This window comes from Massilia timonae (genome assembly GCF_001866515.1).
Lineage (GTDB): Bacteria > Pseudomonadota > Gammaproteobacteria > Burkholderiales > Burkholderiaceae_D > Telluria > Telluria timonae.
Map to the genome: position 1 here is coordinate 1,733,031 of NZ_JRYB01000001.1, position 25,062 is coordinate 1,758,092.

The 25,062-nt window shown below is 64.9% G+C and carries 23 protein-coding genes; 12 read left to right on the plus strand and 11 right to left on the minus strand.

What is annotated here, in order from left to right:
• Positions 1-14 precede the first annotated feature (14 nt).
• From LO55_RS07555 to LO55_RS07565, 3 genes are all read left to right on the plus strand, one after another.
• On the plus strand, positions 15-1,760 hold the full coding sequence (locus LO55_RS07555) for an ABC transporter substrate-binding protein (protein ID WP_071361020.1): 1,746 nt from the start codon (positions 15-17) through the stop codon (positions 1,758-1,760).
• 218 nt (positions 1,761-1,978) lie between these two features.
• Entirely contained in the window at positions 1,979-4,831 is a 2,853-nt protein-coding gene (locus LO55_RS07560; RefSeq protein ID WP_071361021.1) for a TonB-dependent receptor domain-containing protein, read from the plus strand.
• Between the two features lie 83 nt (positions 4,832-4,914).
• Positions 4,915-5,967 carry a S66 peptidase family protein gene (locus LO55_RS07565; protein ID WP_071361022.1) on the plus strand — a complete coding sequence of 351 codons (1,053 nt, stop codon included), beginning with the start codon at positions 4,915-4,917 and terminating at the stop codon, positions 5,965-5,967.
• On the opposite strand, the gene LO55_RS07570 is transcribed toward LO55_RS07565, so the two are convergent.
• The 5 genes from LO55_RS07570 to LO55_RS07590 all read right to left on the minus strand — a co-directional run bounded on the left by LO55_RS07570 (position 5,960) and on the right by LO55_RS07590 (position 10,819).
• Positions 5,960-6,511 (minus strand): GNAT family N-acetyltransferase, encoded by a 552-nt coding sequence (locus LO55_RS07570; protein ID WP_083415228.1) that lies wholly within the window; start codon positions 6,509-6,511, stop codon positions 5,960-5,962. The two genes, LO55_RS07565 and LO55_RS07570, sit on opposite strands and share 8 nt — an antisense overlap.
• Positions 6,508-7,635 (minus strand): acyl-CoA dehydrogenase family protein, encoded by a 1,128-nt coding sequence (locus tag LO55_RS07575; protein ID WP_071361023.1) that lies wholly within the window; start codon positions 7,633-7,635, stop codon positions 6,508-6,510. Before LO55_RS07575 ends, LO55_RS07570 begins: the two co-directional genes overlap by 4 nt.
• 34 nt (positions 7,636-7,669) lie before the next feature.
• Entirely contained in the window at positions 7,670-8,338 is a 669-nt protein-coding gene (locus LO55_RS07580; RefSeq protein ID WP_071361024.1) for an SDR family oxidoreductase, read from the minus strand.
• Positions 8,339-8,412: 74 nt separating this feature from the next.
• Positions 8,413-9,612, minus strand: a complete 1,200-nt coding sequence (locus LO55_RS07585) for an acetyl-CoA C-acyltransferase (protein ID WP_071361025.1) — start codon at positions 9,610-9,612, stop codon at positions 8,413-8,415.
• Between the two features lie 22 nt (positions 9,613-9,634).
• Entirely contained in the window at positions 9,635-10,819 is a 1,185-nt protein-coding gene (locus LO55_RS07590; RefSeq protein ID WP_005664332.1) for an isovaleryl-CoA dehydrogenase, read from the minus strand.
• A 612-nt stretch (positions 10,820-11,431) separates the two neighbouring features.
• On the opposite strand from LO55_RS07590, the gene LO55_RS26265 reads away from it, so the two are divergent.
• Positions 11,432-11,641: a hypothetical protein gene (locus LO55_RS26265; RefSeq protein WP_005664334.1), complete on the plus strand. Its 210-nt coding sequence runs from the start codon at positions 11,432-11,434 to the stop codon at positions 11,639-11,641.
• Between the two features lie 336 nt (positions 11,642-11,977).
• On the opposite strand, the gene LO55_RS07595 is transcribed toward LO55_RS26265, so the two are convergent.
• Positions 11,978-12,382: a MerR family transcriptional regulator gene (locus LO55_RS07595; protein ID WP_005664336.1), complete on the minus strand. Its 405-nt coding sequence runs from the start codon at positions 12,380-12,382 to the stop codon at positions 11,978-11,980.
• 136 nt (positions 12,383-12,518) lie between these two features.
• Here LO55_RS07595 and LO55_RS07600 point away from each other — a divergent pair, with 136 nt between their 5' ends.
• The 3 genes from LO55_RS07600 (at position 12,519) to LO55_RS26640 (ending at position 14,567) form a co-directional block, all read left to right on the plus strand.
• Positions 12,519-13,571: an MBL fold metallo-hydrolase gene (locus LO55_RS07600; RefSeq protein ID WP_005664338.1), complete on the plus strand. Its 1,053-nt coding sequence runs from the start codon at positions 12,519-12,521 to the stop codon at positions 13,569-13,571.
• 278 nt (positions 13,572-13,849) lie between these two features.
• Positions 13,850-14,269: a hypothetical protein gene (locus LO55_RS07605; protein WP_040775023.1), complete on the plus strand. Its 420-nt coding sequence runs from the start codon at positions 13,850-13,852 to the stop codon at positions 14,267-14,269.
• 127 nt (positions 14,270-14,396) lie between these two features.
• Positions 14,397-14,567 carry a hypothetical protein gene (locus LO55_RS26640; protein ID WP_005664342.1) on the plus strand — a complete coding sequence of 57 codons (171 nt, stop codon included), beginning with the start codon at positions 14,397-14,399 and terminating at the stop codon, positions 14,565-14,567.
• Between the two features lie 31 nt (positions 14,568-14,598).
• On the opposite strand, the gene LO55_RS07610 is transcribed toward LO55_RS26640, so the two are convergent.
• Together LO55_RS07610 and grxD are read right to left on the minus strand one after the other, a co-directional pair.
• Positions 14,599-15,192 (minus strand): UbiX family flavin prenyltransferase, encoded by a 594-nt coding sequence (locus LO55_RS07610; RefSeq protein ID WP_071361026.1) that lies wholly within the window; start codon positions 15,190-15,192, stop codon positions 14,599-14,601.
• Between the two features lie 4 nt (positions 15,193-15,196).
• Complete coding sequence (gene grxD, locus LO55_RS07615; RefSeq protein ID WP_005664345.1) at positions 15,197-15,511, minus strand: Grx4 family monothiol glutaredoxin; 315 nt, start codon at positions 15,509-15,511, stop codon at positions 15,197-15,199.
• 171 nt (positions 15,512-15,682) lie between these two features.
• Between grxD and LO55_RS07620 the strand changes: the two genes are divergently transcribed.
• A complete protein-coding gene (locus LO55_RS07620) occupies positions 15,683-15,994 on the plus strand; it encodes a hypothetical protein (protein WP_005664348.1) in 312 nt (103 codons plus the stop codon).
• 62 nt (positions 15,995-16,056) lie between these two features.
• On the plus strand, positions 16,057-16,341 hold the full coding sequence (locus LO55_RS07625) for a hypothetical protein (protein WP_005664350.1): 285 nt from the start codon (positions 16,057-16,059) through the stop codon (positions 16,339-16,341).
• A gap of 24 nt (positions 16,342-16,365) precedes the next feature.
• Here the strand turns inward: LO55_RS07625 and LO55_RS07630 are convergent, their stop codons facing one another.
• Both LO55_RS07630 and LO55_RS07635 read right to left on the minus strand, forming a co-directional pair.
• Positions 16,366-16,812 (minus strand): GNAT family N-acetyltransferase, encoded by a 447-nt coding sequence (locus LO55_RS07630; protein WP_071361027.1) that lies wholly within the window; start codon positions 16,810-16,812, stop codon positions 16,366-16,368.
• 4 nt (positions 16,813-16,816) lie between these two features.
• Entirely contained in the window at positions 16,817-19,171 is a 2,355-nt protein-coding gene (locus tag LO55_RS07635) for a Tex family protein (protein WP_071361028.1), read from the minus strand.
• A gap of 228 nt (positions 19,172-19,399) precedes the next feature.
• Between LO55_RS07635 and LO55_RS07640 the strand changes: the two genes are divergently transcribed.
• Positions 19,400-22,513, plus strand: coding sequence for a DEAD/DEAH box helicase (locus LO55_RS07640; protein ID WP_071361029.1), 3,114 nt, complete (start codon positions 19,400-19,402; stop codon positions 22,511-22,513).
• Between the two features lie 85 nt (positions 22,514-22,598).
• Here the strand turns inward: LO55_RS07640 and LO55_RS07645 are convergent, their stop codons facing one another.
• Positions 22,599-22,847: a DUF3297 family protein gene (locus LO55_RS07645; protein ID WP_005664358.1), complete on the minus strand. Its 249-nt coding sequence runs from the start codon at positions 22,845-22,847 to the stop codon at positions 22,599-22,601.
• A 182-nt stretch (positions 22,848-23,029) separates the two neighbouring features.
• On the opposite strand from LO55_RS07645, the gene LO55_RS07650 reads away from it, so the two are divergent.
• A complete protein-coding gene (locus tag LO55_RS07650; protein ID WP_071361030.1) occupies positions 23,030-24,160 on the plus strand; it encodes a sensor histidine kinase in 1,131 nt (376 codons plus the stop codon).
• A gap of 123 nt (positions 24,161-24,283) precedes the next feature.
• The gene (locus LO55_RS07655; protein ID WP_005664361.1) at positions 24,284-24,964 is read left to right on the plus strand and encodes a response regulator transcription factor; all 681 of its coding nucleotides are present in this window, start codon (positions 24,284-24,286) and stop codon (positions 24,962-24,964) included.
• Positions 24,965-25,062 lie beyond the last annotated feature (98 nt).

A 25,062-nucleotide genomic window follows, 5' to 3' on the forward strand; every position in this document is an offset into this window, starting at 1 on the left:
CACGACCCGCCGTCATGACATTCCGCTACGCCGCCGCCCTAGTTTTCACCCTGTCCTGCCTTGGTGCGCAGGCGGCCGAGGCCCAGGCGCAGCCGCCGGCGCAGTCGGAGCAAAAAGTGCTGCGCATGTTCCTGTCCACTAGCGAAACGGGGCTCGACCCGGCGATGGCGTCCGACAACGCCACCCTGTCGCTGCTGGAAAACCTGTTCGATCCGCTGCTGCGCTACGACTACCTGGCGCGGCCGGCCAAGCTGCGGCCGAACACGGTAACTGCGATGCCCCAGGTGAGCGCCGACGGCCTGACGTATACCTTCCGCATCCGCCCCGGCATCCATTTCACGCCCGACCCGGCCTTCAAGGGCGTGAAGCGAGAAGTCACCGCCGCCGACTATGTCTACAGCCTCGAGCGCCTGCGCGACCCGTCGCTCAGGTCGCCCTGGTCGTATATGCTCGAAGGCAAGCAGGTGGAGGCGGTCGACCGCTACACCCTGCGCATCCGCCTGGCCGCGCCCGACAACAACTTCCTGTTCTATCTCGCCACCCCGGCCACCGGCGTGGTGGCGCGCGAGGTGATCGAAGCCTATCCGGGCCAGGCCGGCAACCATCCGGTCGGCACCGGCCCCTTCATGGTCAAGGAATGGAAGCGCAGCGACCGCATCGTCCTGCTGGCGAATCCCTATTCGACGGCCGTGTTCCATGCCACGCCGGGAGACGACCCGGAAGACCGGGCGATTGCCGCCGCCCTGAACGGAAAACGCCTGCCGCGGGTGGACCGGATCGACGTGAAGATCGCCGAGGAATTCCAGGGCCGCATGCTGGGCTTCCTGAATGGCGAATACGACTACCTGGAACAGATTCCCGAATCGATGACCGAGATGGTGGTGCGCGATGGCGAACTCAAACCCGAGCTGGCGGCGCGCGGCATCGTGCTGTCGCGCTTCCCGGTGCTGCAGACCTATTACATGTGGATGAACATGAACGACCCGGTGGTCGGCGGCTACGGAAAGGACAGGGTAGCGCTGCGGCGCGCGATCTCGATGTCGTACAACAGCGCGGAAGACATCGCGCTGCTCAAGAAGGGATTCGCGATCAAGGCCGAATCGCCGCTGCCGCCGAACGTGCTCGGCTACGATCCGGATTACCGCAGCCCGGTGCCCTACAACCCGGCGCTGGCCAACGCGCTGCTGGACCGCCATGGCTACGACGGGCGCGATGCCGATGGTTTCCGGCGCGCGCCTGGTGGCAAGCCGCTCACGCTCACGATGCACAGCGAAGCCACCGTCGGCGGCCGCCTGCGCGACGAGTTGTGGAGAAAATGCCTGAACGCGATCGGCCTGCGCGTGGTGTTCAAGTCGGACAAGAAGACCGAGATCATCAAGGCGTCGCGCCTGGGCACGGTGCAGATGTTCGAAAGTAACTGGATTGCCGACTTCCCCGACGGCGACAATTTTTATCAGCTGCTGTACGGACCCAACGCGGGCCGCGCCAACTACGCGCGTTTCAACCTGCCCGAGTACAACGTGCGCTACGAAAGAGCGCGTCTGCTCGGCGATGGTGCGCAGCGCAAGCAGCTGTATTTCGAGATGAATCAGCTCATCCACGCCTATAACCCATGGGTGCCGTTGACCCATGTGCTGTCCGGCGACCTGCGTCATCCGTGGTTGAAAAACTACAAACGGCATCCGGTCGAATTCACGACCTGGCGTTACCTCGATGTCGATGTTGCGCAAAGAGCACGCTCCGCCAGAGCTAAGCGATAGATTCCGTTAGTTTTTCCTAAATAAAATATTCCTGCTGGTTATACTGCCCTCCGGATAATTCATTGGCACCTGAGATTTTTGTGGGCGTACTCTGAATTCACAACATAACGTAATGCTAAGAGCGAACTAGCCATTACGAAGAGAGCAGGCCAGGCGCCGCACCCTGCGGTGCACCAGACTGGCCCAAGACCGCCAAGGGAAACGTTAGGAGAAACACGGTGAAATTAAAAAAGCTGGCACAGTGGATGGCCTTGATGGGCGCTGCCGCCCCGATCGTGGCACAAGCGCAGGCACAGGCGGAAGCGTCGATGCAGCGGGTGGAAATCACCGGCTCGAGCATCAAGCGCATCGCCAAGGAAGGTGCGCTGCCGGTTGAAATCATTTCGCGCAAACAGCTCGAGGACCAGGGCATCGTGACGGCCGAGCAGCTGATCGCGACCCTGAACGTCAACGGCAACGGTTCCGACAACCTGGCGTCGAACGCCGACGTGACGTCCGGCGCCCAGCGCGGCAACAACGGCGCCTCGAGCGCCAACCTGCGCGGCCAGGGTTCCGATTCGACCCTGGTGCTGCTCAACGGCCGCCGCGTCGCGACCCACGGCATGAAGGGCTCGGCGGTCGACCTGAACTCGATCCCGATGGCGGCGGTCGAGCGCGTCGAAGTGCTGAAGGACGGCGCCTCGGCCGTGTATGGCACCGACGCGATCGGCGGCGTGATCAACTTCATCCTGCGCAAGAACTACAAGGGCCTGGAAGCCCAGGCCTTCACCGACATCGCCGAAGAGAGCGGCGGCGAGATCGGCCGCGCCACCATCACCGGCGGCTGGGGCGACCTCGACACCCAGGGCTGGAACGTGCTGGTGACGGCCGCGCACAGCGAGAACAAGGCGCTGCGCGGCGACCAGCGTGATTTCGTGAATACCTTCCAGCCGAACCGCGGCGTGTCGGTGGATACCCGCGGCACGCCGAGCGGCAACATCTTCGCCACCACCCTGGCGCCGACCCTGCTGTCGCGCACCGGCACCGGTCCGACCATCCCGGGCGGCGGCACCGTGGCCTACAACGGCATCAGCCTGCTCGACCTGCCGGGCGGCCCTGGCTGCGACAGCATCGACGGCATGGGCGCCTACGACGAGAAGCTGTGGGATTCGCCGGGCGCCGCCTATGGCTGCGCCTGGGATACCGGCCGCGCCGCCGTGCTGCAGCAGCCGGTCAAGAATTCGAATGCGCTGGCGCGCGCCACCTTCCGCATGGGCGAGCACGAGTTCTATGCCGAAGGCGTGGCCTCGCGCGTCGAAGTAGCCAAGCGCTTCTCGCCGAATCAGATTTCTCCTTCCGCCTCGACCTTCGGTCCGACCTCGTTCTACCCAAGCACCGGCGCCGCCTACGACGACGTGTACAACGCGCTGGTCAAGGTCTTCCCGAGCATCTCGGCCAACTACGGCCTGCCGATCGCCTACCGCTGGCGCTGCATGGAGTGCGGCAACCGCGAGATCGAGACCGAGACCAAGGCCGGCCGCCTGCTGCTGGGCGCCGACGGACCATTGAGCCTGTTCGGCAAGCGCTACGACTACCGCGTGGGCCTGTCGCGCGCCTTCAGCGAATCGGATTCGACGCTGGGCACCGGCTACAACTACACCCGGGCGCTGGCCGACGTGCTGGGTTCGGGCATCGTGAACCCGTTCCTGCTGCCGGGCCAGAGCCAGAGCCAGGAAGCGATCGACGCGATCCGCGCCACCTCGGCCGCCGGCGTGGTGATGTATGGCGGCAAAGTGACCATGACGCAGTTCGATGCCGCGATTTCGGGCGAACTGTTCAACCTGCCGGCCGGCCCCGTCATGGCCGCGCTGGGCACCGACCTGCGCCGCGAGGAATACAAGTTCAATGGCGACCGCCGCGCCGCCGACGCGCGTCCGGCGATCCTGAACGCGCCGTTCGACGACGTCAACGCGCTCGACCAGGTCAAGCGCGACATCAAGGCGATCTACGCCGAGGTGCTGGTGCCGGTGACCCAGGCGCTGGAACTGACCTTCGCCATCCGCCGCGACGACTACACGGGCTTCGGCGCCACCACCAATCCGAAGGTGTCGTTCCGCTACCAGCCGATCCCGCAACTGATGTTCCGCGGCTCGTACAACGAAAGCTTCCGCGCACCGTCGTTCAACCAGCTGTTCAACGGCGTGACCGAGTCGCCGTATGCAGGCAAGGATCTGGCCGACCCGGCCACCTGCCCGATCGGCCGCGTCGATTCCACCGTGCCGGGCTGCGATGCCGTCAATCCGATCACGCTGACCGGCGGCAAGAATACGCTGGGACCGGAAACCGCGAAACAGGGCAGCCTGGGCGTGGTGTTCGAGCCGACCAACTACTTCTCGGCCAATGCCGACCTGTGGGAGATCCGCAAGTACGACACGATCGACTCGTTCAACGTGGCGACCATGGTCGAGAACTACAATCTGTTCCAGGACCAGTTCTTCCGCGACCCGGCCGGTAACCTGGTGGCGATCGACCAGCGCTGGCTCAATGCCGGCGAGCGCATCACGCGCGGCGTCGAAGTCGGCGCCCGCCTGAACGGCAAGTTCAGCACCGGCGCCGTGTGGACCGTGGGCCTGGACGGCTCGCGCCTGCTCGAGAAGAAGTCGCGCGCCACGAAGAACTCGGAGTTCGGCGAAAGCGAAGTGGGCCGCTTCCTGTTCACCGGCGACCTGGGCCTGAAGTGGAAGCACAGCGCCTACGTCACCTACAAGCAGGGCAACTGGAGCGGCATGCTGCAGAACATCTACCGTTCGGGCTATGAAGACCAGGTGCTGCCGGGCGTGGCCAGCGGTCGCATCGTGCCGTCGAACTACAGCAGCAAGGTCGACGACTATTCGATCTTCAACCTGTCGGTGAACTACACGGGCTTCCAGAACCTGAGCCTGACCGCGGGTGTCAAGAACCTGCTGGACGAAGATCCGCCGTTCGCGATCACCTACGACAGCAACACCGGCGCCGGCAGCAGCTGGGAACCGCGCGTCGCCGATCCGCGGGGCCGCTCGTTCACCCTGATGGCCAACTACAAGTTCTTCTGATTGGCCTACACTGAGGGCCCGCGCCATGGAGGTTTTCGGCCTCCCGGCGCGGGCCTTTGTTCATCTGGAGTCCTGCCTCACGCATGAAGATCAGCCGTCGCAGCTTTGGCGCCATCGCCGCCGCCTTGTCCCTTGCCTTGCCCGGCCTTGCCGCAGCGCGCCAGCACCCCTCACGCCCCATGAAAAAACTCATCAAACCGCCCCGCCTGAAGCGCGGCGACACCGTCGGCCTGATCGCGCCCGGCGGCTACACCAACGACCGCGCCATCGAGAAGGCGGTGCGCAATATCGAAGCGCTGGGTTTCAAGGTCAAGACAGGCGCCTATCTGCGCGAAGTGTTCGGCAACTATGCCGGCTCGGTGCAGCAGCGCCTGGCCGACCTGCATGCGATGTTCCTCGATCCGGAAGTGAAAGCGATCTGGCCGATCCGCGGCGGCTCGGGCTGCATCTCGCTGGTCTCGAGCCTCGACTACGAGCTCATTCGCCGCAACCCCAAGGTCCTGGTTGGCTATTCCGACATCACGGCGCTGCATCTCGCGATTTTTAAACAGACCGGCCTGGTGACCTTCCACGGCCCGGTGGCCTCGTCGACGATGACGGCGTATTCGAGCCAGCACATGATGGCGGTGCTGACCGAGCCGCAGGCCAGCTACACGATCCCGATGTCGCACGAGAACGCGCAGCGCGCCGCGAGCGAGCCGCATTTCGGCGTCCACACCTTCACCCACGGCGTGGCCACCGGTCCGCTCATGGGCGGCAACCTGTCGCTGGTGGCGGCGCTGGCCGGCACGCCGTATGCGGCCGACATCGCGGGCAGCATCCTGTTCCTGGAAGAGGTGAACGAAGCGCCGTACCGCATCGACCGCTGGATGACCCAGCTCGACCTGGCGGGCGGCTTCAAGAACGCGGCGGCGCTGGTGGTCGGCATTTGCGAGAACTGCGGGCCGGAGCACGAAGACATCTCGCTCACGCTGGAGCGCACGCTGGGCCTGCACCTGCATCCGCTGACGATTCCGGCGGTGTCTGGCTATTCGATCGGGCATATCCGCAACCAGTTCACCCTGCCGATGGGGATCCAGGCGCGGATCGATACACGGGCGCAGACGATCACGCTGCTGGAGCCTGCCGTTACCTGACGCGCCGGCTCATCATGACCGAGCCGTGCGATTCGCCATCGATGCGGTACAGGTCGGGCACCTCGCCCGTGACGACGAAGCCGGCGCGTTCGTACAGCCGGCGCGCGGGGAGGTTTACCGACAGCACGTCGAGGTCGACCCATTCGAGCGGCGGCGTGGCGGCAGCCCAGGCCAGCGCCGTCTCGACCAGTTGCCGGCCCAGTCCAAAGCGCCGGTAGTCGCGCTGCACCCCCATGCCCAGCAGCGCGCGGTGGATGGAAGCTGGATCGGACCGCGCGCGCAGGTCGACATGGCCCGCGATCGCACCCAGCGTGTCGAGCGCGATCCACATATGGCGCCAGCCCGGCTGGCCGAACGGCACCGAGAAGCTGGCCGCGAAGGCCGCCGCCTTCTCGGGCGGCACGCGCGACTGGAGGCGCGACAGCGGCTGGAACAGCGGCATGCCGCCGCGGCCATTTTCCTGCAGCTGGTCGTCGAGATACTGGAACAGCTGCGCCAGCCGCTCGGGCTCGAGCGGCACGATCCGCAGTAAGGGCAGGCTCACAGCGCGCGCGCGATCAGGATCTTCTGGATATCGCTGGTGCCTTCATAGATCTGGCACACGCGCACGTCGCGGTAGATGCGCTCGACCGGGAAGTCGGCCACGTAGCCGTAGCCGCCGAACACCTGCATCGCGCTCGACACGACGTTCTCGGCCATCTCTGACGCGAACAGCTTGGCCATCGCCGCTTCCTTGAGGCAGGGCAGGCCCGCATCCTTCATCGCGGCGGCGTGCAGGATCAGCTGGCGCGCGGCCTCGATCTTCATCGCCATCTCGGCCAGGCGGAACTGCACCGCCTGGTGCTCGAAGATCGGCTTGCCGAAACTCTCGCGCTCCTTCGCATAGCCGAGCGCCGCCTCGTAGGCCGCGCGCGCCATGCCGACCGATTGCGAGGCGATGCCGATGCGGCCGCCCTCCAGCCCGGACAGGGCGATCTTGTAGCCCATGCCCTCCTCGCCGATCAGGTTGGCCGCCGGGATGCGGCAGTTGTCGAACACGATCTGCGCCGTGTCCGACGAATGCTGGCCCATCTTCTGCTCGATGCCGGCCACGATGTAGCCGGACGTAGCGGTCGGCACCCAGAAAGCGCTGATGCCCTTCTTGCCGGCCGCCTTGTCGGTGACGGCCATGACGATGGCCACGTCGCCATGCTTGCCGCTGGTGATGAACTGCTTGGCGCCGTTGATGACATAGCTGTCGCCCTCGCGGGTGGCGGTGGTGCGCAGCGCCGCCGCATCGCTGCCGGTATGCGGCTCGGTGAGGGCGAAAGCGCCCAGCAGCGCGCCCTGGGCGAGAGGACGCAGCCAGCGCTCCTTCTGTTCCTCGTTCGCGTACATCATGGCGATGCTGCACACGGGGCAGTTGTTGACCGAGATGATGGTCGAGGTGCCGCCGTCGCCGGCCGCGATCTCTTCGAGCACCAGCGCCAGCGACACGTAGTCCAGGCCCGCGCCGCCGTACTGCTCCGGCACCGCCACGCCGAAGGCGCCCAGGGCCGCCAGTTCCTTCAGTTCCTCTTTCGGGAAATGGTGTTCGCGGTCCCAGCGCGCGGCGTTGGGGGCCAGGCGCTCCTGCGCAAAGCTGCGCAGGGCGTCGCGGATCATCTGGTGTTCTTCGCTCAGGATCATGGTGTCTCGTGTGTTTTTTATGTGTAGTGATTGCCTACCAGGCGATGGCGGCGCCGTCGTGGTTCAGGAAGCTGCCGTTGGCGCTGGCGTCCACCTTCGCCAGGGTAGCGCGCAGGTCGCGCACGCTGTGCTCCGGCGTCAGGCTGGCGCTGGAGCCGCCCATATCGGTCTGGACCCAGCCCGGATGGAAGGCGACGCAGGTGACGCCTTGCGCGCCATAGGTGATCGACGCGTCCTTCAACACGGAGTTGAGCGCCGCCTTGCTGGCGCGGTACAGCGTGCCTTCGGTGCCCGTGCGCTCTCCGATCGATCCCATGCGCGAGGAAACCACCGCCAGCTTGCCGCGCGTGTCGGCCAGCAGCGGGCCGATGATGGGGATCAGGCGCATCGCGGCCAGCACGTTGGTGTGCATGACGGCGTCGAATTCCGGGCCGGTCGGGAAGCTGCCGTGATCCGGGCCGTAGACACCCGCCACCAGCCAGGCGCTATCGATCTTTTCATCGTCCAGGCGCCAGCCGAGCGCGGCGATCGATTCGGCGCTCGTGACGTCCAGCTGGTGCGCCACTGCGCCCATATGAACCAGCTCGTCGCAATCTTCCTGCTTGCGCGCGGTGGCGATGACGCGCCAGCCCTCGAGCCGGTACTGGCGGACCATCTCGTGGCCGATGCCGCGCGAGGCGCCGATGATCAGTGCGGTTGGCATGATGAACTCCCTGTGAACGGTTGAATCCTCAATGTTCGCATGGTTCGTTCATCATTGCCGCGCTGGTCGACGGGTTACACCAGCTCGATCGCCATCGCGGTGGCCTCGCCGCCGCCGATGCACAGCGAGGCCACGCCGCGCTTGCCGCCGCTGCGCTTGAGCGCGCCGAGCAGGGTGACGATGATGCGCGCGCCGGAGGCGCCGATCGGGTGGCCCAGCGCGCAGGCGCCGCCGTGGACGTTGACCTTGCCATGCGGGATGTCGAGGTCGCGCATGGCGGCCATCGGCACCGCGGCGAAGGCTTCGTTGATCTCGAACAGGTCGACGTCGCCGGCCGTCCAGCCGGTCTTCTTGAAGAGCTTGTGCATCGCGCCGATCGGGGCGGTGGTGAACAGGTTCGGCTCTTGCGCGTGGGTGGCGTGGCCCAGCACGCGCGCGATCGGCGTCAGTCCCAGTTCCTTGGCCTTCGATTCGCGCATCATCACCAGCGCGGCGGCGCCGTCGTTGATCGACGACGACGAGGCGGCGGTCACGGTGCCATCCTTCTTGAACGCAGGCTTGAGCGAAGGGATCTTGTCGACCTTGGCCTTGAGCGGGCCTTCGTCCTTGTCGATCACGGTGTCGCCGGCGCGGCTGGTGACGCTGACCGGGGCGATTTCCCAGTCGAAGCCGCCCTCGAGGCTGGCGGCCTGCGCACGCTTGACCGAGGCGATCGCGAACGCGTCCTGCTCCTCGCGCGTGAACTGGTACGTCGCCACGCACTCTTCGGCGAAGGTGCCCATCGAGCGGCCTTCGCCGGTCTTCTCGTTGCGCGAGTAGGCGTCTTCCAGGCCGTCGAGCATCATGTGGTCGAACATCGGCGCGTGGCCGATGCGGTAGCCGCCGCGCGCCTTCGGGATCAGGTAGGGCGCATTGGTCATCGACTCCATGCCGCCGGCGACCACGATGTCGGCGCTGCCGGCCACCAGCTGGTCGTGGGCGAAGATGGCGGCCTGCATCGCCGAGCCGCACATCTTGGACAGCGTGACGGCGCCGGTCGACAGCGGCAGCCCGGCCTTGATCAGCGCCTGGCGCGCCGGGGCCTGGCCCTGGCCGGCCATCAGGCAGTTGCCGAAGTAGACGTGCTCGACCGCGTCAGGGGCGACGCCGGCGCGCTCGACCGCGGCCTTGATCGCCACCGCGCCGAGGTCGCTCGCGGTCTTGGAAGAAAAATCGCCCTGGAAGGCGCCCATCGGGGTGCGCGCTGCGCCGACGATGACGACTGGATCGTTCATGGTATCTGTCTCCAATGAAGGGTTACATGGTTTCGCCGAACAGCTCGCGGCCGATCAGCATGCGACGGATTTCGCTGGTGCCGGCGCCGATCTCGTACAGCTTGGCGTCGCGCCACAGGCGGCCGACCGGGTATTCATTGATGTAGCCGTTGCCGCCCAGGGTCTGGATCGCTTCGCCCGCCATCCAGGTGGCCTTTTCGGCGCTGTACAGGATGGCGCCGGCGGCGTCCTTGCGCAGGGCGCGCACTTGTTCCGGCATCGTTGCGCGGTCGCAGGCCTGGCCCACGGCATACACATAGGCGCGGCAAGCCATCATGGTCGAATACATGTCGGCGATCTTGCCCTGCATCAGCTGGAACTCACCGATCGCCTGGCCGAACTGCTTGCGCTCGTGGATGTACGGCACCACGGCGTCCATGCAGGCCGACATGATGCCCAGCGGGCCGCCGGACAGCACGGTGCGTTCGAAGTCCAGCCCCGACATCAGGACGTTGACGCCCTTGCCGACGCCGCCCAGCACGTTTTCCACAGGTACTTCGCAATCCTGGAACACCAGTTCGCCGGTGTGCGAGCCGCGCATGCCCAGCTTGTCCAGTTTCTGCGCGATCGAGAAGCCCTTGAAGCCTTTTTCGATCAGGAAGGCGGTCATGCCGCGCGGGCCCGCCTCGAGGTCGGTCTTGGCGTACACCACCAGGGTGTCGGCATCCGGACCGTTGGTGATCCACATCTTGTTGCCGTTCAGGACGTAACGATCGCCCTTGAGGTCGGCGCGCAGCTTCATGCTGACCACGTCGGAACCGGCATTCGGCTCGGACATCGCCAGCGCGCCGACGTGCTCGCCCGAGATCAGTTGCGGCAGATAGCGACGTTTTTGTTCCTCGGTGCCGTTGCGCTTGATCTGGTTGACGCACAGGTTCGAATGGGCGCCGTAGGACAGGCCGACCGAGGCCGAGGCGCGCGAGATTTCTTCCATGGCCACGATGTGGGCCAGGTAACCCATATTGGCGCCGCCATATTCCTCGCCGACGGTGATGCCCAGCAGGCCCAGTTCGCCCATCTTCTTCCACAAGTCCATCGGGAACTGGTCGCTGCGGTCGATCTCCGCCGCGCGCGGGGCGATTTCGCTCGCCGCGAATTGTTGGACTGCTTCGCGCAGCGCGGCGATGTCTTCGCCATGGTCAAAGGTCAAGCCTGGGAGATGCAGCATGTCGTCCTCACGGTGAACGGTGGTTGGGCAGAGTGGGCAGCCAGTGAAGGAATATCATACTCGCCTGTTACGTTAACGTAAACGTAAAGTGAAGTCGCCTACGACAGCCTCTTCAACCGACGACCAACCCGCCGCACCAGCACGGATCTCACGCTGATGAGAATGACAATACATGCATTCACCAAGAATAAATGTCTGGTTATTGAATAAGGAAGAAAACGGCGATTCTACAATTCTTAAAAGGCAGAAAAGGAATGGGGCAGATTGATAAATGTTAAATGTGGTATTTACACCATAACGTAGCCATCGAGTCGCCTTTGTTGTTATCCTCAAACAACGCATTCCATCATATCGCCGCGGATGAAAAATAAAGATTTTTCCATGGCAATATGTGGTTGTTTTCTTTGCTGGATCTTATTGCCCGTTCAGCGCTCGCGAAGCCTTGGTGATGCTCCCGGCGAATCCAGAACAATGCGCTCGACAGGGGAGCAGGCATGGTCCGGGTCGCGCCGCGGTCTGGGCGCCGAACTGGGGGAATAATGGGAAGGAGGTCGAGGAAATTCTGTCGCGTACAAAGTTCTGATGGCTGCCAATCATAGCTGGAGACAAACCATGAAAACGCTATTGCTTATCCTATTGCTGTCAACGAGTGCCACCTTTGCGTTCGCCAATACGGCGCATTACGAATTGAAGGTTTGGCAGAGCAATAATCAGAATCTCAAGAGTATCGGGAAATACGCGACATTGGGTCAATGCCGGACGGCGCTCGCCGAATTCCGCAAGGCTAATTCAGGATGGGCGGGGGGATGCTTCAATATCTAGGGAAGCACTGATTTATTCATGGCGGCGCGCTCGTCCACGAGAAAATGCGCCCTGCGGCGTTGCAAATCCTCGCGATACCACGCGGTATCGCTGCGGTTTGCGCCTTGCCGGGCACATTTTTCGTGACCGATCGCAGCCCGCCAGAATAAATCAGTGCTTCCCTAGCCCACGAGATCGTTCCGACTCCTGGAACCGGAACCCTGAACAGCATGCATGCAATCCGCACGGCGTCGATCGCCATTGCGGATTGAATGTCTTCGTGCTGCGACAGTTGAGTTGATCAACCACTTTTGATCGGCTGAATCACTGCAGGCCTTGCCGCGGACCAGGCGAATGTCACGCCGTGTCGCGCGCCGCCTCGTCCTCGCTCAGCAGGCGACGGCATTCTTCCTCGTGGGCCGAAATCTCTTCCAGCGCCATCTCGATGTCAGCGCGCTGCTGTTCCAGGGTCAGACGCTGCTGGGCCAGCACGCCCAGGAAGCGGTTGATCTGTGCCACGGTGTCCCTTGGCGACTCATACATGTCGACGATGCTCTTAATTTCGGACAGCGTCAGGCCGAGGCGCTTGCCGCGCAGGGTCAGTTTCAGGCGGGTGCGGTCGCGCGGGGTGTACACGCGGTTGCGTCCGCCCACGCCTTCGCGCTTGGGGCTGAGCAGGCCCTGGTCTTCATAAAAACGGATCGCCCTTGCGGTGATGTCGAATTCGCGCGCCAGTTCGGCAATGGTATAGGTAGTGGGCATGAGATTTAAGGCAATTGGGAAACGCTGGCGGAATCGCTTAGAATCGAAAAATGATACCGTGATTGCCGTTTACGTTAACTGTCGGTTTCGCCACATTGTAGCGCGGTCCACCGACCCGGAAAATGAAAAGAATGCCATGAATGCCCTCGAAGCCCAGCTGGATTATCCATTTGGCGACACCATCCCTGTTCCCGGCGCCGTGCACGAGGTCATGCCGGGCCTGCGCTGGGCGCGCATGCCGTTGCCGTTTGCGCTGGACCATGTCAATGTGTGGCTGCTGGAAGACGAACTCGAGGAGCGGCGCGGCTGGAGCCTGGTCGATACCGGCGCCAGCACCGACGCCACCCGCGCCGCCTGGGAACAGGTATTGGCCGGGGGGCTGGATGGCCGGCCGCTGCTGCGCCTGATCGCGACGCATTGTCATCCCGACCACGTCGGCCTGTCCGGCTGGCTGTGCACGCGTTTTGGGGCGCCGTTCTGGACCACCACCGGCGAGTTCGGCTTCATGCGCATGATGGCGGCGGCGCTGCCGGGCGTGGATGGGCCGTCGGCCATTCCCCATTTCGAACGCCACGGCCTGGTCGATGCGGCGATGCTGGACCAGATGCGCAGCCGCCGCAATTACTATCCTTCGCTGGTGCCGTCGGTGCCGCAAGCCTATACCCGGCTGCAGGATGGGCAGGTCGTCACGATCGGCGGCCAGGCGTGGCGCGTGATCACCGGCTTCGGCCACTCGCCGGAACATGCTTCGCTCTACTGCGCGGCGCTGAACGTGCTGGTCTCGGGCGATATGGTGTTGCCGCGGATCTCGACCAATGTCTCGGTATTCGCGGTCGAGCCCGAGGGCAATCCGCTCCAGCTCTATCTCGACTCACTGTCGAAATTCGCCGACCTGCCCGAGGACGTGCTGGTGCTGCCGTCGCACGGCAAGCCCTTCCGCGGCCTGCATACCCGCATCGCCCAGCTGCGCGAGCACCACACGGCGCGCCTGGCCGAGGTGATCGCGGCCTGCGCCGCGCCACGCTCGGCGACCGACATCGTGCCGATCATGTTCCGGAGGCCGCTCGACGCGCACCAGCTCAGCTTTGCGCTGGGCGAGGCGCTGGCCCACCTGCACAAGCTGTGGCGCGACGGTCGCCTACGCCGCATGATTGGTCACGACGGCGTAGTGAGATTTCAACAAATCTAACATTTAAATTGTAACCATTGGATACAATTTTTTTGGTACGTGCATTCCAGTCATCCTGTCTAAGTAATGGTGCGTAGACTTATTCATTTCGAATAATAGAAAATTTTGTGGAAATCCTACTTGGCTGTATTGCTGTTGGGTATTAGTTGCACTGAGCGTAAAAACTCTTAAAAAACCACATCATTGTTACATTTTAGTTGTATGATTTGGACCCCATGGCTTCTCATCCGCAAGGGATGGAGAAGCCGCCCGTCCAGTCTCAACAACCCAGTATCACGATGAATTCAACGAATGAACGGGAGAGCTTCAGTGAGCGACTGCAGCAGGCCCTGAAGAACGCACACTACTCGCCCGACAGTCCGACCCGCCTTGCCCGAGAATTTAATATCCGCTTCGAAGGCCGTCCGATCACGGTTCACGCGGCCCGTAAATGGCTGGTAGGCGAAGCCATTCCCACCCAGGAAAAGCTGCGCATGATCGCCCAGTGGCTGGGCGTGCCGGCCGACTGGCTGCGCTTCGGCGGCGCCGAGCAGGCCGCCAGCCTTGACGCCGCCAACGGTGGTGGCGCTCGCTTCGAATCGGCCGACGTCAAACTGATCGCCGACCTGCAGCGCCTGGATGAACACCACCGCCAGCTGGCGCGCGAGTTCATCCGCATGCTGGTGCGCATGAACCACCAGAAAGCGGAAGCAAAGTAAGCCTGCCCCGCAGGGGCTTGCACTTTTCGTCATGCCGGGCCGCACAAACGGCCGCAGCTGGGTCATAATCTGTTCAGGTGGCAGCATGTCCGCCACCGCCCCAGGTCTACCCAGGAGCAGCTGACGCATGCGAAACAACTACGCCAATACCGCCCAGCTCAAGGATTTGATGACGGCGCCCCCCATGACGGCAGCGCGTCATGCCGAGGTCATGCGAGAACGCAATGCCCGGCGCCGAATGCTTGAAGAGGCGCGCGAGTTGAAGAAGTCCCAAGACAAGTACGACGACAAACGCTGAACGCGTGCGCCGGCAGGACGCTGGCGCGCGTTCAGGCGTCTTGTTCGCCCTTCATGCCGCCCCAGCGGGCGGCCTGGGCATTCTCTATCCCTAATAAATCCACGACACGGTCCACCGTGTGCTCGACCATGTCCGCGATCGTCGCCGGCCGATGATAGAAGCTGGGCAGGGGAGGGAAGACGATGCCGCCCATTTCGGTCACGGCCGTCATATTGCGCAAGTGGGCCAGGTTGAAGGGCGTTTCGCGCACCATCAGGACCAGGCGCCGGCGTTCCTTGAGGATCACGTCGGCCGCGCGTGTCACAAGGTTGTCAGAAAAACCATGCGCGACCGCTGCCAGCGTTTTCATCGAACAGGGGGCGATCACCATGCCGTCGGTCTGGAACGAGCCGCTGGCGATCGAGGCGCCGACGTCGCGGTTGCGGTGGACGACGTGGGCCAGCGCTTCGGCGTCGCGCCGCTGCAGGCCGAGTTCCTGGTGCAGGGTGAGGGAGGCGGCGTCGGAAACGACCAGGTGGGTCTCGACGCCCGGGGCGCCGTGCAGCCGCCGCAGCAGCTGCACGCCGTAGGTCGCGCCGGTCGCGCCGGTGATGGCGATGATAATCCGGCGCGGACGTTCGGCCATGCGCTCAGCCGTTCTTCAGCAGGGTCTGCAGTTCGCCGGATTCGTACATCTCGTTCATGATGTCGGTGCCGCCGATGAACTCGCCCTTCACGTACAGCTGGGGAATGGTCGGCCAGTTCGAGTAGTCCTTGATGCCCTGGCGAACTTCGGCGTCGTCCAGCACATTGACGGTGGCAACGTTGTCAACGCCGCAGGCTTTCAGGATCTGGATGGCGCGGCCCGAGAAGCCGCACTGCGGGAACTGGGCGGTGCCCTTCATGAACAGCACGACCGGGGTGGAGGTCACGGTTTCTTTGATCCAGGTTTGCACGTCGCTCATTTGATTTTGCCTTTGAAGAAAAGGAATAAGTAGATGGCGACATTCTATAACGACTTGGCCGACAAAGTTGGCCAAGTCGCCCCCACGCAGGTGGTGGGCCAAGTTCATATCGCCGTCGACCGCCGGTGGTCTGCGGTATCATCGACCAGTTAAAGATTACCAAGAAACACGATGAAGACGTTTGCTACCTTGCCCCCAGTGGCCATGTGGGTGTTCGCGGCCGTGCTGGGGCTGCCCGCCTTGTTCGATATCGCCAGCGCCCTCTCGCGTGGCTGGTTCGCCGGCATCTTCTTCGCGCTCGGGCCGCTGATGATGGCGCTGTACCTGGCCTGGTGCGCATTGCAGCGCCGGGCCGGCCGCACGGCGCTGCTGGCGTCGCCGCGCGTCACCCTGATCGGCTACATCTGCTTCGGCGCCTTCGTCGGCAGCTTCCTGGTGAAGATCATGACCCAGGGCGCGACCCTGAGACTGCCCGGGATGTGACGGCATGCGGCCGGCATTGCGGTATGATCGCCCGGTTTGTCATTCAGATTATTGGAGTAACGATGCAGCAACCCCGCCCGCGCGTACCATCGCCGAACATGAACTTCGTGATCGCCGCCCTGCTGGGCATTCCCGGCCTGCTGAACATTTATAGCGGCGTCACACGCTCCAGCGTGGGCGACATCCTGTCCGGCGTGGCGGCCCTCGTGTATGCCGTGCTGCTGGTGCGCGATGCCGTGCACATCAAGAAGACCGGCCTGCCGGCCATCCCGCAGGCGCGCATGCTCCTGATCGGTTTCGGCTGCCTGACGGTCTACCTGATCGGCATGTTCATGAAGCACGCCTGAGATGAGCGCTCACAAGATGAGCGCTCACAGCTGCCTGCCCAGGCAGATCGACACGGCGCGGCCGACGTAGCGGCCGTAAGGCGGCATTTCCACGTAACCGTGCCGTTCATAGAAGTCGACCGCGCGCACGTTCACGCGCCGCGTCGACAGCGATAATCGGCGGTAGCCGCAGGCAGCGGCACGCCGTTCCAGCTCGGCCAGAATGGGCGCGCCGGCGCTGCTGCCGGCACGCGCATACATCCGCTTGATTTCACCCACCTCGCCTTCGAGCGATCGCAGCGCGCCGCAGCCGACCGCGACGCCTTGCGCGTCATAGGCGATCACGAAGACCGCGCCGGCCCCACGGCAATCCTGCGGATCGAACGACGAGGCGCCGCTGTCGCCCGTGATGGCGGCCAGCGCCGCGTCGAGCTCGGCGATCAGCTGCCTTGCATCGGGGCTGTCCGGATCGACGCTGGCCAGCCGCGGCATCCGCTTATTTTCCGCGCAGCTTGGCGAAGGCGTCCGCCATCGCATTGTTGGACGGCGGCGCCGAACGTTCCTGGCGCTGGTGCTGGGCCACGCGCTTGGCGTCGCTACGATCGCCGCGCTGCTCAGGCCGCGCACCCGCCTGCGGCGCGCTGTCCGCCAGGCGCATGGTCAGCGCGATGCGCTTGCGCTTGGGGTCGACTTCCAGCACCTTGACCTTGACCACCTGGCCGGCCTTGACCACCGTATGCGGATCCTTCACGAAGGTGTTCGACAGCGCCGAGATGTGCACCAGCCCGTCCTGGTGCACGCCGATGTCCACGAAGGCGCCGAAGGCGGCGACGTTGGTCACCACGCCTTCCAGGATCATGTCCGGACGCAGGTCCGAGATCTCTTCCACGCCTTCCTTGAAGGTGGCGGTGGTGAATTCCGGACGCGGGTCGCGGCCCGGCTTTTCCAGCTCCTTCAGGATGTCGCTCACGGTCGGCACGCCGAATTTCTCGTCCGCGTACTTCGACGGAGACAGGGCTTTCAGCAAGGGGCCGTCGCCGATCAGCGACTTGACGTCGCGCTTGACGTCGGCCAGGATCTTCTCGACCACCGGATACGATTCCGGGTGCACCGCCGACGCGTCCAGCGGATTGGCGCCGTTCACGATGCGCAAGAAGCCGGCCGCCTGCTCGAAGGTCTTGTCGCCCAGGCGCGGCACCTTCTTGAGCGCGGCGCGCGAGGCGAACGCGCCGTTGGCGTCGCGGTAGGCCACGATGCCCTGGGCCACCGTGTTCGACAGGCCCGACACCCGCGCCAGCAGCGGCGCCGAGGCGGTGTTCACGTCCACGCCCACCGCGTTCACGCAATCCTCGACCACCGCGTCGAGCGAGCGCGCGAGCTGGGTCTGCGAGACGTCGTGCTGGTACTGGCCGACGCCGATCGACTTCGGATCGATCTTGACCAGTTCGGCCAGCGGATCCTGCAGCCGGCGCGCGATCGAGACCGCGCCGCGCAGCGACACGTCCATGTCGGGCAGCTCGCGCGACGCGAACTCGGACGCCGAATACACCGAGGCGCCCGCTTCCGAGACCACGATCTTGGTCAGCTTGAGTTCCTGATTCTGTTTGATCAGGTCTTGCGCCAGCTTGTCGGTCTCGCGCGAGCCGGTGCCATTGCCGATCGAGATCAGCGACACCTTGTGCCTGGCCGCCAGCTGGCCCAGCGTGTGCAGCGCGCCATGCCAGTCGTTGCGCGGCTGGTGCGGATAGACGGTGGCGGTGTCGACCACCTTGCCGGTGGCGTCGACCACGGCCACTTTCACGCCGGTGCGCAGGCCCGGATCGAGGCCCATGGTGGCGCGCTGGCCGGCCGGCGCCGCCAGCAGCAGCGCTTTCAGGTTGCGCGCGAAGACGCCGATCGCGTCCAGTTCGGCCTTGTCGCGCAGGGCGCCCATCAACTCGGTGTCCAGGTGCATGAAGCTTTTCACGCGCCAGGTCCAGCGCGCGGTGTCCTGCAGCCACTTGTCGGCCGGGCGGCCTTGCGCCTTGATGCCGAAGCGCGCCGCGATGCGGCCCTCGCACGGGTTCAGCGGCGCATCCCACTTCGGCTTCTCGGGTTCCGAATCCAGGCGCAGGCTCACGTCCAGCACGCCCTCGCGGCGGCCGCGCAGCAGGGCCAGCGCGCGGTGCGACGGCACGGCGCCCAGGGGCTCGTTGTAGTCGAAGTAGTCGGCGAACTTTTCGCCCTCGTCTTCCTTGCCGGCGACGACCTTCGATTCGACCACGCCGTGCTCCTGCACGTACTCGCGCAGCGATTGCAGCAGTTCGGCGTCTTCCGCAAAACGCTCCATCAGGATCTGGCGCGCGCCGTCCAGGGCCGCCTTGGCGTCAAGCACGCCGGGGTTGGCGCCGCCGTCGGCATTGGTGAATGCCTCGCGCAGGTAGCCGTTTGCCACTTCTTCCGGGTTCAGGGTCGGATCGGCCAGCAGGCTATCCGCCAGCGGCGCCAGGCCGGCCTCGATCGCGATCTGGGCCTTGGTGCGGCGCTTCTGCTTGTAGGGCAGGTACAGGTCTTCGAGGCGGGTTTTATCTTCCGCCATGGCGATCGCCTGCATCAGTTCGGGCGTCATCTTGTTCTGTTCCGTGATCGACGCGACGATGGTGGCGCGCCGGTCTTCGAGCTCGCGCAGGTAGCGCAGGCGTTCTTCGAGCAGGCGCAGCTGGGTGTCGTCGAGACCGCCCGTGGCTTCCTTGCGATAGCGGGCGATGAAGGGCACGGTGGCGCCTTCGTCGAGCAAGGCGATGGCGGCGGCCACCTGGGCCGGGCGGGCGGCGAGTTCTTGGGCGAGGCGTTGTTCGATGGAGGGCAGCATGTGAATCGTTGTATCGAAGATCAAGCGGCCAATGATACGCGCTCATCGACGATGCGCCAGTCTTGACAGCGTGTCGCGGACATGAGAGAATAACCGGTTGACGAGAAAGCGTGCGCACTGCGCACGGATGAGATTTGTCCGCTACGTGCGATTCCGAACAAAACGGAAGTGATCGTATGCGAGATAATGCCGTTTATTGCCTTTTTTGATACGAAGCCACGAGACCCAATGACCACAGTCGATTATCTTCGCGAGAAAGCCAGCGACGCACCTCCGGTCCGCGCTCCCGCACGTTCCCCGGCCCTTCCGGCGCCGGTGGTGAGCTGGCTGCAACGGGTCGAGGCCGCGGCCCACCCCCAGCCGAAGCTGACCGATGAAGTCGTCGACCCCAAGGCCGCGCAATACAAGTTCGTCTATGTCATGGCGCCCACCAGCGGCGGCCGCCACGTCGCGCTGTGCCTGTGCAAGGCGCGCCTGCGTCCGAACGGCGACGTGGCCGCGGCCAGCCCGGTCAGCGAAGTGTTCTCGCTGCTGTCGGCGCCGCCCGCCTACCTCGAAGGCGATGACGTCGACCTGGTGCGCTTCTTCATCGCCATGCGCAGCGGGTCGGCCCAGGGCACCAGCGCCACCGAACCCAAGGGCAAGGTGGGCGCGATCCTGCTGCAGATGCTGCTCGATCAGGGCAAGCTGCTGTGGGCGAACTCGTGGTCCGACATGGCCAGCGGCCTTGTCTATCCGTTGCAGGGTGGCCCGACCCGCCTGGCCAGCCTGGCCTGGCGCGACGAAGGCCGCGTGTCCAAGCTCGGATGGTCGGTGGAGCCGGTCGGTGGCGCCGCCACCCACAGCGCGGCCGACCAGATCGACTACATGCTGCCGACCGATCCGCCGTGGTACATCGACAACCTGTCCTGCGGGCCGCTCGAACTCAATCGCGGCGGCATCGACATCTCGCTGGCCGAACTGCAGGCCCTGGTGGCGCAAGCCCCGGCCCTGACCGGCACCGATAAAAAACGCGTCTCGCAGCTGCTGCTGGCCCACGGCCTGCAGCAGCTGATGCCATTGCCGCAGCCGCTGACCCAGCGCCTGCGCAATGACGTCAAGCCGATTCCGCACCTGCTGCTCGACGCCGTGCAGCTGGCCGACGGCAACGTCACGCGCTGGCAAGACTTCGCCGTGCTGGCCTTCGACTACGACGGCCAGCGCGTCTCGTTCGACCCGTCGCAGCGCGTGGTGCGCCAGATCGGCGACCTCACCGAAATCATCGAGCGCGACCCGAAGGCCGAGAGCGACGCCCTCGATAAACTGGGCGAGATCGGCTTCCGCAAGCCGGCCACCGCCCCGTTCAACGCCATGGCCGGCGCGCTGCAGCTCGAAAGCCAGGCGCACTGGCTGCGCTTTGCCGAGAACGACGTCGACGCGCTGTCCGACGCCGGCTGGCACCTGCAGAAATCGAACAAGTATCGGTATGACGTCGTACCGGTCGAAGACTGGTATGCGGACATCGACGAGCCGGCCGAAGCAGGCAACGCCTGGTTCGAGCTGGAGCTGGGCATCGTGGTGGCGAAGAAGCGCGTGCCGCTGCTGCCGGTGCTGGTGCAGCTGATCCGCAGCGCGCCGCTCGAATTCGATCCAAACGTGCTGGCCGCCCATGCCGAGGCCGACCAGATGCTGGCCGTCCTGCCCGATGGCGTGCGCGTGGCGCTGCCGTGGGGCCGCCTCAAGCCGATCCTCGCCACCCTGGGCGAGCTGTACTTCAATGACAAGATCAAGGGCAAGCTGCGCCTGTCGACCCTCGATGCGGCGCGCCTCGAAGAATTGGCGCGCGGCGTCGAGCTGCGCTGGACCGGCGGCGAGCGCCTGCGCGAGACCGGCCGCAAGCTGAGCCAGTTCGGGGCCGTGAAGAAGGTCGAGGCGCCTGCCGGCTTGCAGGCCACCTTGCGCGACTACCAGCTCGACGGCCTGTCGTGGATGCAGTTCCTGCGCGAGTACGACCTGGGCGGCATCCTGGCCGACGACATGGGTCTCGGTAAAACGGTGCAGACGCTGGCCCACATCCTCACCGAGAAAGAAGCCGGCCGTCTCACCAGCCCGGCGCTGGTGATCGCCCCGACCAGCCTGATGGCCAACTGGTTCGACGAAGCCGCGCGCTTCGCGCCGAGCCTCAAGGTGCTGCTCCTGCAGGGCAAGGAGCGCATGGACCTGTTCGACCAGATCGACGACGCCGACATTGTCCTGACCACCTATGCGCTGCTGCCGCGCGACGAAGAAGAACTGCGCAAGCACCACTATCACCTGGTGATCCTCGACGAATCGCACTACATCAAGAACACCCGCTCGAAGGCGGCGCAGACGGCCGGCTCGCTCGACGCCCGCCATCGCCTGTGCCTGTCGGGCACCCCGCTCGAGAACCACCTGGGCGAATTGTGGTCGCAGTTCCATTTCCTGCTCCCGGGCCTCTTGGGCGACGAGAAGACCTTCAACACGCAGTTCCGCCATCCGATCGAGCGCCAGGACGACCCGGTGCGCCGCACCCTGCTGAACCGCCGCATCCGTCCCTTCCTGCTGCGCCGCACGAAAGACCATGTGGCCAAGGAGCTGCCGGAGAAAACCGAGATGGTGCGCCGCATCGAGCTGGCCGGCCCGCAGCGCGACCTGTACGAGACCGTGCGCCTGGCGATGGACAAGAAGGTGCGCGACGAGATCGACCGCAAGGGCGTGGCGCGCAGCCAGATCGTCATCCTCGAGGCCTTGCTCAAGCTGCGCCAGGTCTGCTGCGATCCGCGCCTGGTGAAGGCGATGCCGTCCAAGAAGAACACGGCCGCCGTGTCGGCCAAGCTGCTGGACCTGATGCAGATGGTCGAAGACCTGCTGGGCGAGGGCCGCAAGATCCTCGTGTTCTCGCAGTTCACCAGCATGCTCGGCCTGATCGAGGAAGAACTCGACGCGCGCAACATCCCGTACGCGATCCTGACCGGCGAGACGCGCGACCGCTCGGCCCAGGTGGCGGCCTTCCAGCAAGGCGCGGTGCCGATCTTCCTGATCAGCCTGAAAGCCGGCGGTGTAGGACTCAATCTCACAGCGGCCGACACCGTGATCCACTACGACCCGTGGTGGAACCCGGCGGCCGAGAACCAAGCGACCGACCGCGCCTGGCGCATCGGGCAAGACAAGCCCGTGTTCGTGTACAAGTTGATCGCGAAAGGCACGCTGGAAGAAAAAATCCAGCAGCTGCAGCAGAAGAAGTCGGAGCTGGCGCAGTCGATCCTGTCCGAAGGCGAATCGCAGAAGATGGCGCTGACGCAGGAAGACCTGCAGGCGATCTTCGCGCCGCTGGACGACTGATTGGATGGGGCCGCGCTCGCTGGCGTGAGCGCGGCCGAAAAGAAAGCACGCGGCGCAAGGCCGCGTGCGACGCTGTCAAGACAGCTTATTTGTAGAAGGCTTCGACCTTGCCCTTGAGCTTGATGAGCATCGGCTTGCCGCGGCGGTCGAGGGTCTTGCCGGCGGCGACCTTGATCCAGCCTTCGCTGAGACAATATTCTTCGACGTCGTAGCGATCCTTGTCGTTGAAGCGGATGCCGATTTCGCGCTGGAACACGTCACGGTTGTGGAAAGGGCTGCTCGGATCGATCGACAGCCGGTCTGGGAGCGGGGGGAGGGTTGCGGTATCGTTCATGGTGCGCGAATTATCCCTCAACTCGCCGGGACATGGCGCATTTCTTTGCGCGGGCGGCCTTTGGCCCGGGCCTGGCCCGAATCATGGCGTGCCCATCGAGAGATATTTCACAAACACTGTTTCATGGCTGTATACTTGGTGGTAAACCTGACATCCTTGCTAGTTGGTCAAGAAAGAGCCCGATGAAGTCCAGCCCCCATGCCGCCGCCTCGTCGCCAGGCTCCCCTCCCATCGCGGGCCGCCCCGACGACGATGCGCTGCCGGCCGGGCAGTTCCGCGCGATCGCCGAACTGGGCGGCGATGTCGCCTTCGCCATCGCGCTGCCGGCGCACCGCTTCATGTATCTGAGCCCCGCCTTCGGCGCACTGAGCGGCTTCGACCGCGAGGCGCTGCAGCGTGCGCTCGACGGCGACGCCGTCTCGCCCCTGGCGCCGCTCGCGGCCTGGCTGCGCGAGGCGGCCGGCGGCGCGCCCGGCGCGCGCAGCCAGCGCGAATTCGACCTGTTCGACGCCGAGGGCCGGCCGCTGGCGCTGGAAGGCCTGGCCACGGCCCTGGTCGACGGCTCTGCCGACGGTGCTGCCGACCATGGCGCGACCCTGGTCGGGCTGCTGCGCGACCTGTCGGCGCGACGCGCCCACCAAAGCGAGCAGAAGCGTTTTGCCAGCATGCTCAATCATGAATTCCGCACCCCGTTGGCCACGATCGACGGCGCCATCCAGCGCCTCGAGGCGACGTCGAGCCACGCCGACGAGCCCACGCGCACGCGCTACCGCAAGATCGGCGCCGCGGTCGACCGCCTGATCGGGATGCTCGACGAATACCTGTCGCCGGATCGCATGGCCGCGCTCGGCCGCGCGCGCCAGCCGAACACGATCACCGTGCGCGACCTGGTCGACAGCGGCGCCGTCCAGATCCGCGCGGCCGGCCGCGAAGCCGCGCTGCGGCTGGAAGAACTGCCACTGACCCTGCGCGGGGAGCCGGAAGGCCTGCGCCTGGCGCTCAAGGTCTTGATCGATAATGCATTGGCGTTTTCGCCGCCGTCGGCGCCCGTGATCCTGCGTGCGCGGCGCAGCGGCGGCGGGGTCGAGCTGGCGGTGCTGGACGGCGGCGCCGGCGTGCCGCCGGAGGACGTGGCGCGGGTCTTCGACAAGGGCTACCGCGGCCGCAACGCCGCCGGCCTGCCCGGCAGCGGCCTCGGTCTGTACATGGCGCGCTCGATCGTCGAGGTGCATGGCGGTGTGCTGAGCCTGGCGCCGGGAGAGGAAGGGGCGGGCGCCGAATTCCGTTTATGGATGCCTGCTTTGAGCCTTTAGGGAGTTATAGAGGAACAACTCCTTGCTTCAGACCGCCTCAGCAACGATAATCGGACCGCGACCCGGCAAGGATAACGCTACCATTGGTATCATTGTCGGGTTAAAGAACACTACGGCCAAGGAATGACGCAGATACTGATTGTTGAAGACAATGGCGAATACGCCGACGACATGGCCGAGTTCCTGAAGGAGCTCGACCATGAAGTGACGATCGCCAGGACCGCCAGCGAGATGTGGGCGGCGCTGACGCGCACCCCGGCCGCGGTGGTCGTGCTCGACCTTGGCTTGCCGGACGAGGACGGTTTCAATGTCATTCCGCGCATGCGCCAGCTGTATCCCGAGATCGGCCTGCTGGTGCTGACGGGCCGGGTGGCGTTCGACCACCGCATCCTGGGCCTGCGCCTGGGCGCCGACCATTATTTGACCAAGCCGATCAAGTTCCCCGAACTGGCGGCCCACATCGAAGCCCTGGACCGGCGCGTGCGTCCGCCCGATCCGGTCCCGACGCCGAGCAAGTGGACCCTGCGCGTGAGCGCGCGCCAGCTCGAGCTGATGGGCAAGGTGATCGACCTGACCGAAAAAGAGTGCAATTTCCTGCACCTGTTGACGATCAATACCCGTCCGGTGCCGCGCCACGTGATCGTGGCAGGCATGGGCGGCGAAGACCCGGACGCCAGCCGCCGGGTCGACATGCTGGTCTACCGCCTGCGCAAGAAAGCCCGTTCCGGCCTCGGCCAGGACCTCCCCCTGCGCAGCGCCTACGGCGAAGGCTACAGCCTCTCCGCCGGCTTCACCCTCTCCTAATCAGGGTCAGCGTCGAATTATTGGCCAATAGCCGCTCGGACAATTAGGGTCAGCGTCGAATTATTGGCCAATTTCCTTGGCAATCTTGCCGTCTTTAC

What these genes read in the sequence shown, in the direction of transcription:
- LO55_RS07655 (WP_005664361.1), top strand. Translation starts at nt 24,284, where the DNA reads ATGACGCAGATACTGATTGTTGAAGACAATGGCGAATACGCCGACGAC.
- LO55_RS07600 (WP_005664338.1), top strand. Translation starts at nt 12,519, where the DNA reads ATGAATGCCCTCGAAGCCCAGCTGGATTATCCATTTGGCGACACCATC.
- LO55_RS07585 (WP_071361025.1), bottom strand. Translation starts at nt 9,612, where the DNA reads ATGAACGATCCAGTCGTCATCGTCGGCGCAGCGCGCACCCCGATGGGC.
- grxD (WP_005664345.1), bottom strand. Translation starts at nt 15,511, where the DNA reads ATGAGCGACGTGCAAACCTGGATCAAAGAAACCGTGACCTCCACCCCG.
- LO55_RS26640 (WP_005664342.1), top strand. Translation starts at nt 14,397, where the DNA reads ATGCGAAACAACTACGCCAATACCGCCCAGCTCAAGGATTTGATGACG.
- LO55_RS07555 (WP_071361020.1), top strand. Translation starts at nt 15, where the DNA reads ATGACATTCCGCTACGCCGCCGCCCTAGTTTTCACCCTGTCCTGCCTT.
- LO55_RS26265 (WP_005664334.1), top strand. Translation starts at nt 11,432, where the DNA reads ATGAAAACGCTATTGCTTATCCTATTGCTGTCAACGAGTGCCACCTTT.
- LO55_RS07610 (WP_071361026.1), bottom strand. Translation starts at nt 15,192, where the DNA reads ATGGCCGAACGTCCGCGCCGGATTATCATCGCCATCACCGGCGCGACC.
- LO55_RS07625 (WP_005664350.1), top strand. Translation starts at nt 16,057, where the DNA reads ATGCAGCAACCCCGCCCGCGCGTACCATCGCCGAACATGAACTTCGTG.
- LO55_RS07565 (WP_071361022.1), top strand. Translation starts at nt 4,915, where the DNA reads ATGAAGATCAGCCGTCGCAGCTTTGGCGCCATCGCCGCCGCCTTGTCC.
- LO55_RS07605 (WP_040775023.1), top strand. Translation starts at nt 13,850, where the DNA reads ATGAATTCAACGAATGAACGGGAGAGCTTCAGTGAGCGACTGCAGCAG.
- LO55_RS07595 (WP_005664336.1), bottom strand. Translation starts at nt 12,382, where the DNA reads ATGCCCACTACCTATACCATTGCCGAACTGGCGCGCGAATTCGACATC.
- LO55_RS07575 (WP_071361023.1), bottom strand. Translation starts at nt 7,635, where the DNA reads ATGATCCTGAGCGAAGAACACCAGATGATCCGCGACGCCCTGCGCAGC.
- LO55_RS07620 (WP_005664348.1), top strand. Translation starts at nt 15,683, where the DNA reads ATGAAGACGTTTGCTACCTTGCCCCCAGTGGCCATGTGGGTGTTCGCG.
- LO55_RS07630 (WP_071361027.1), bottom strand. Translation starts at nt 16,812, where the DNA reads ATGCCGCGGCTGGCCAGCGTCGATCCGGACAGCCCCGATGCAAGGCAG.
- LO55_RS07645 (WP_005664358.1), bottom strand. Translation starts at nt 22,847, where the DNA reads ATGAACGATACCGCAACCCTCCCCCCGCTCCCAGACCGGCTGTCGATC.
- LO55_RS07650 (WP_071361030.1), top strand. Translation starts at nt 23,030, where the DNA reads ATGAAGTCCAGCCCCCATGCCGCCGCCTCGTCGCCAGGCTCCCCTCCC.
- LO55_RS07580 (WP_071361024.1), bottom strand. Translation starts at nt 8,338, where the DNA reads ATGCCAACCGCACTGATCATCGGCGCCTCGCGCGGCATCGGCCACGAG.
- LO55_RS07635 (WP_071361028.1), bottom strand. Translation starts at nt 19,171, where the DNA reads ATGCTGCCCTCCATCGAACAACGCCTCGCCCAAGAACTCGCCGCCCGC.
- LO55_RS07590 (WP_005664332.1), bottom strand. Translation starts at nt 10,819, where the DNA reads ATGCTGCATCTCCCAGGCTTGACCTTTGACCATGGCGAAGACATCGCC.
- LO55_RS07640 (WP_071361029.1), top strand. Translation starts at nt 19,400, where the DNA reads ATGACCACAGTCGATTATCTTCGCGAGAAAGCCAGCGACGCACCTCCG.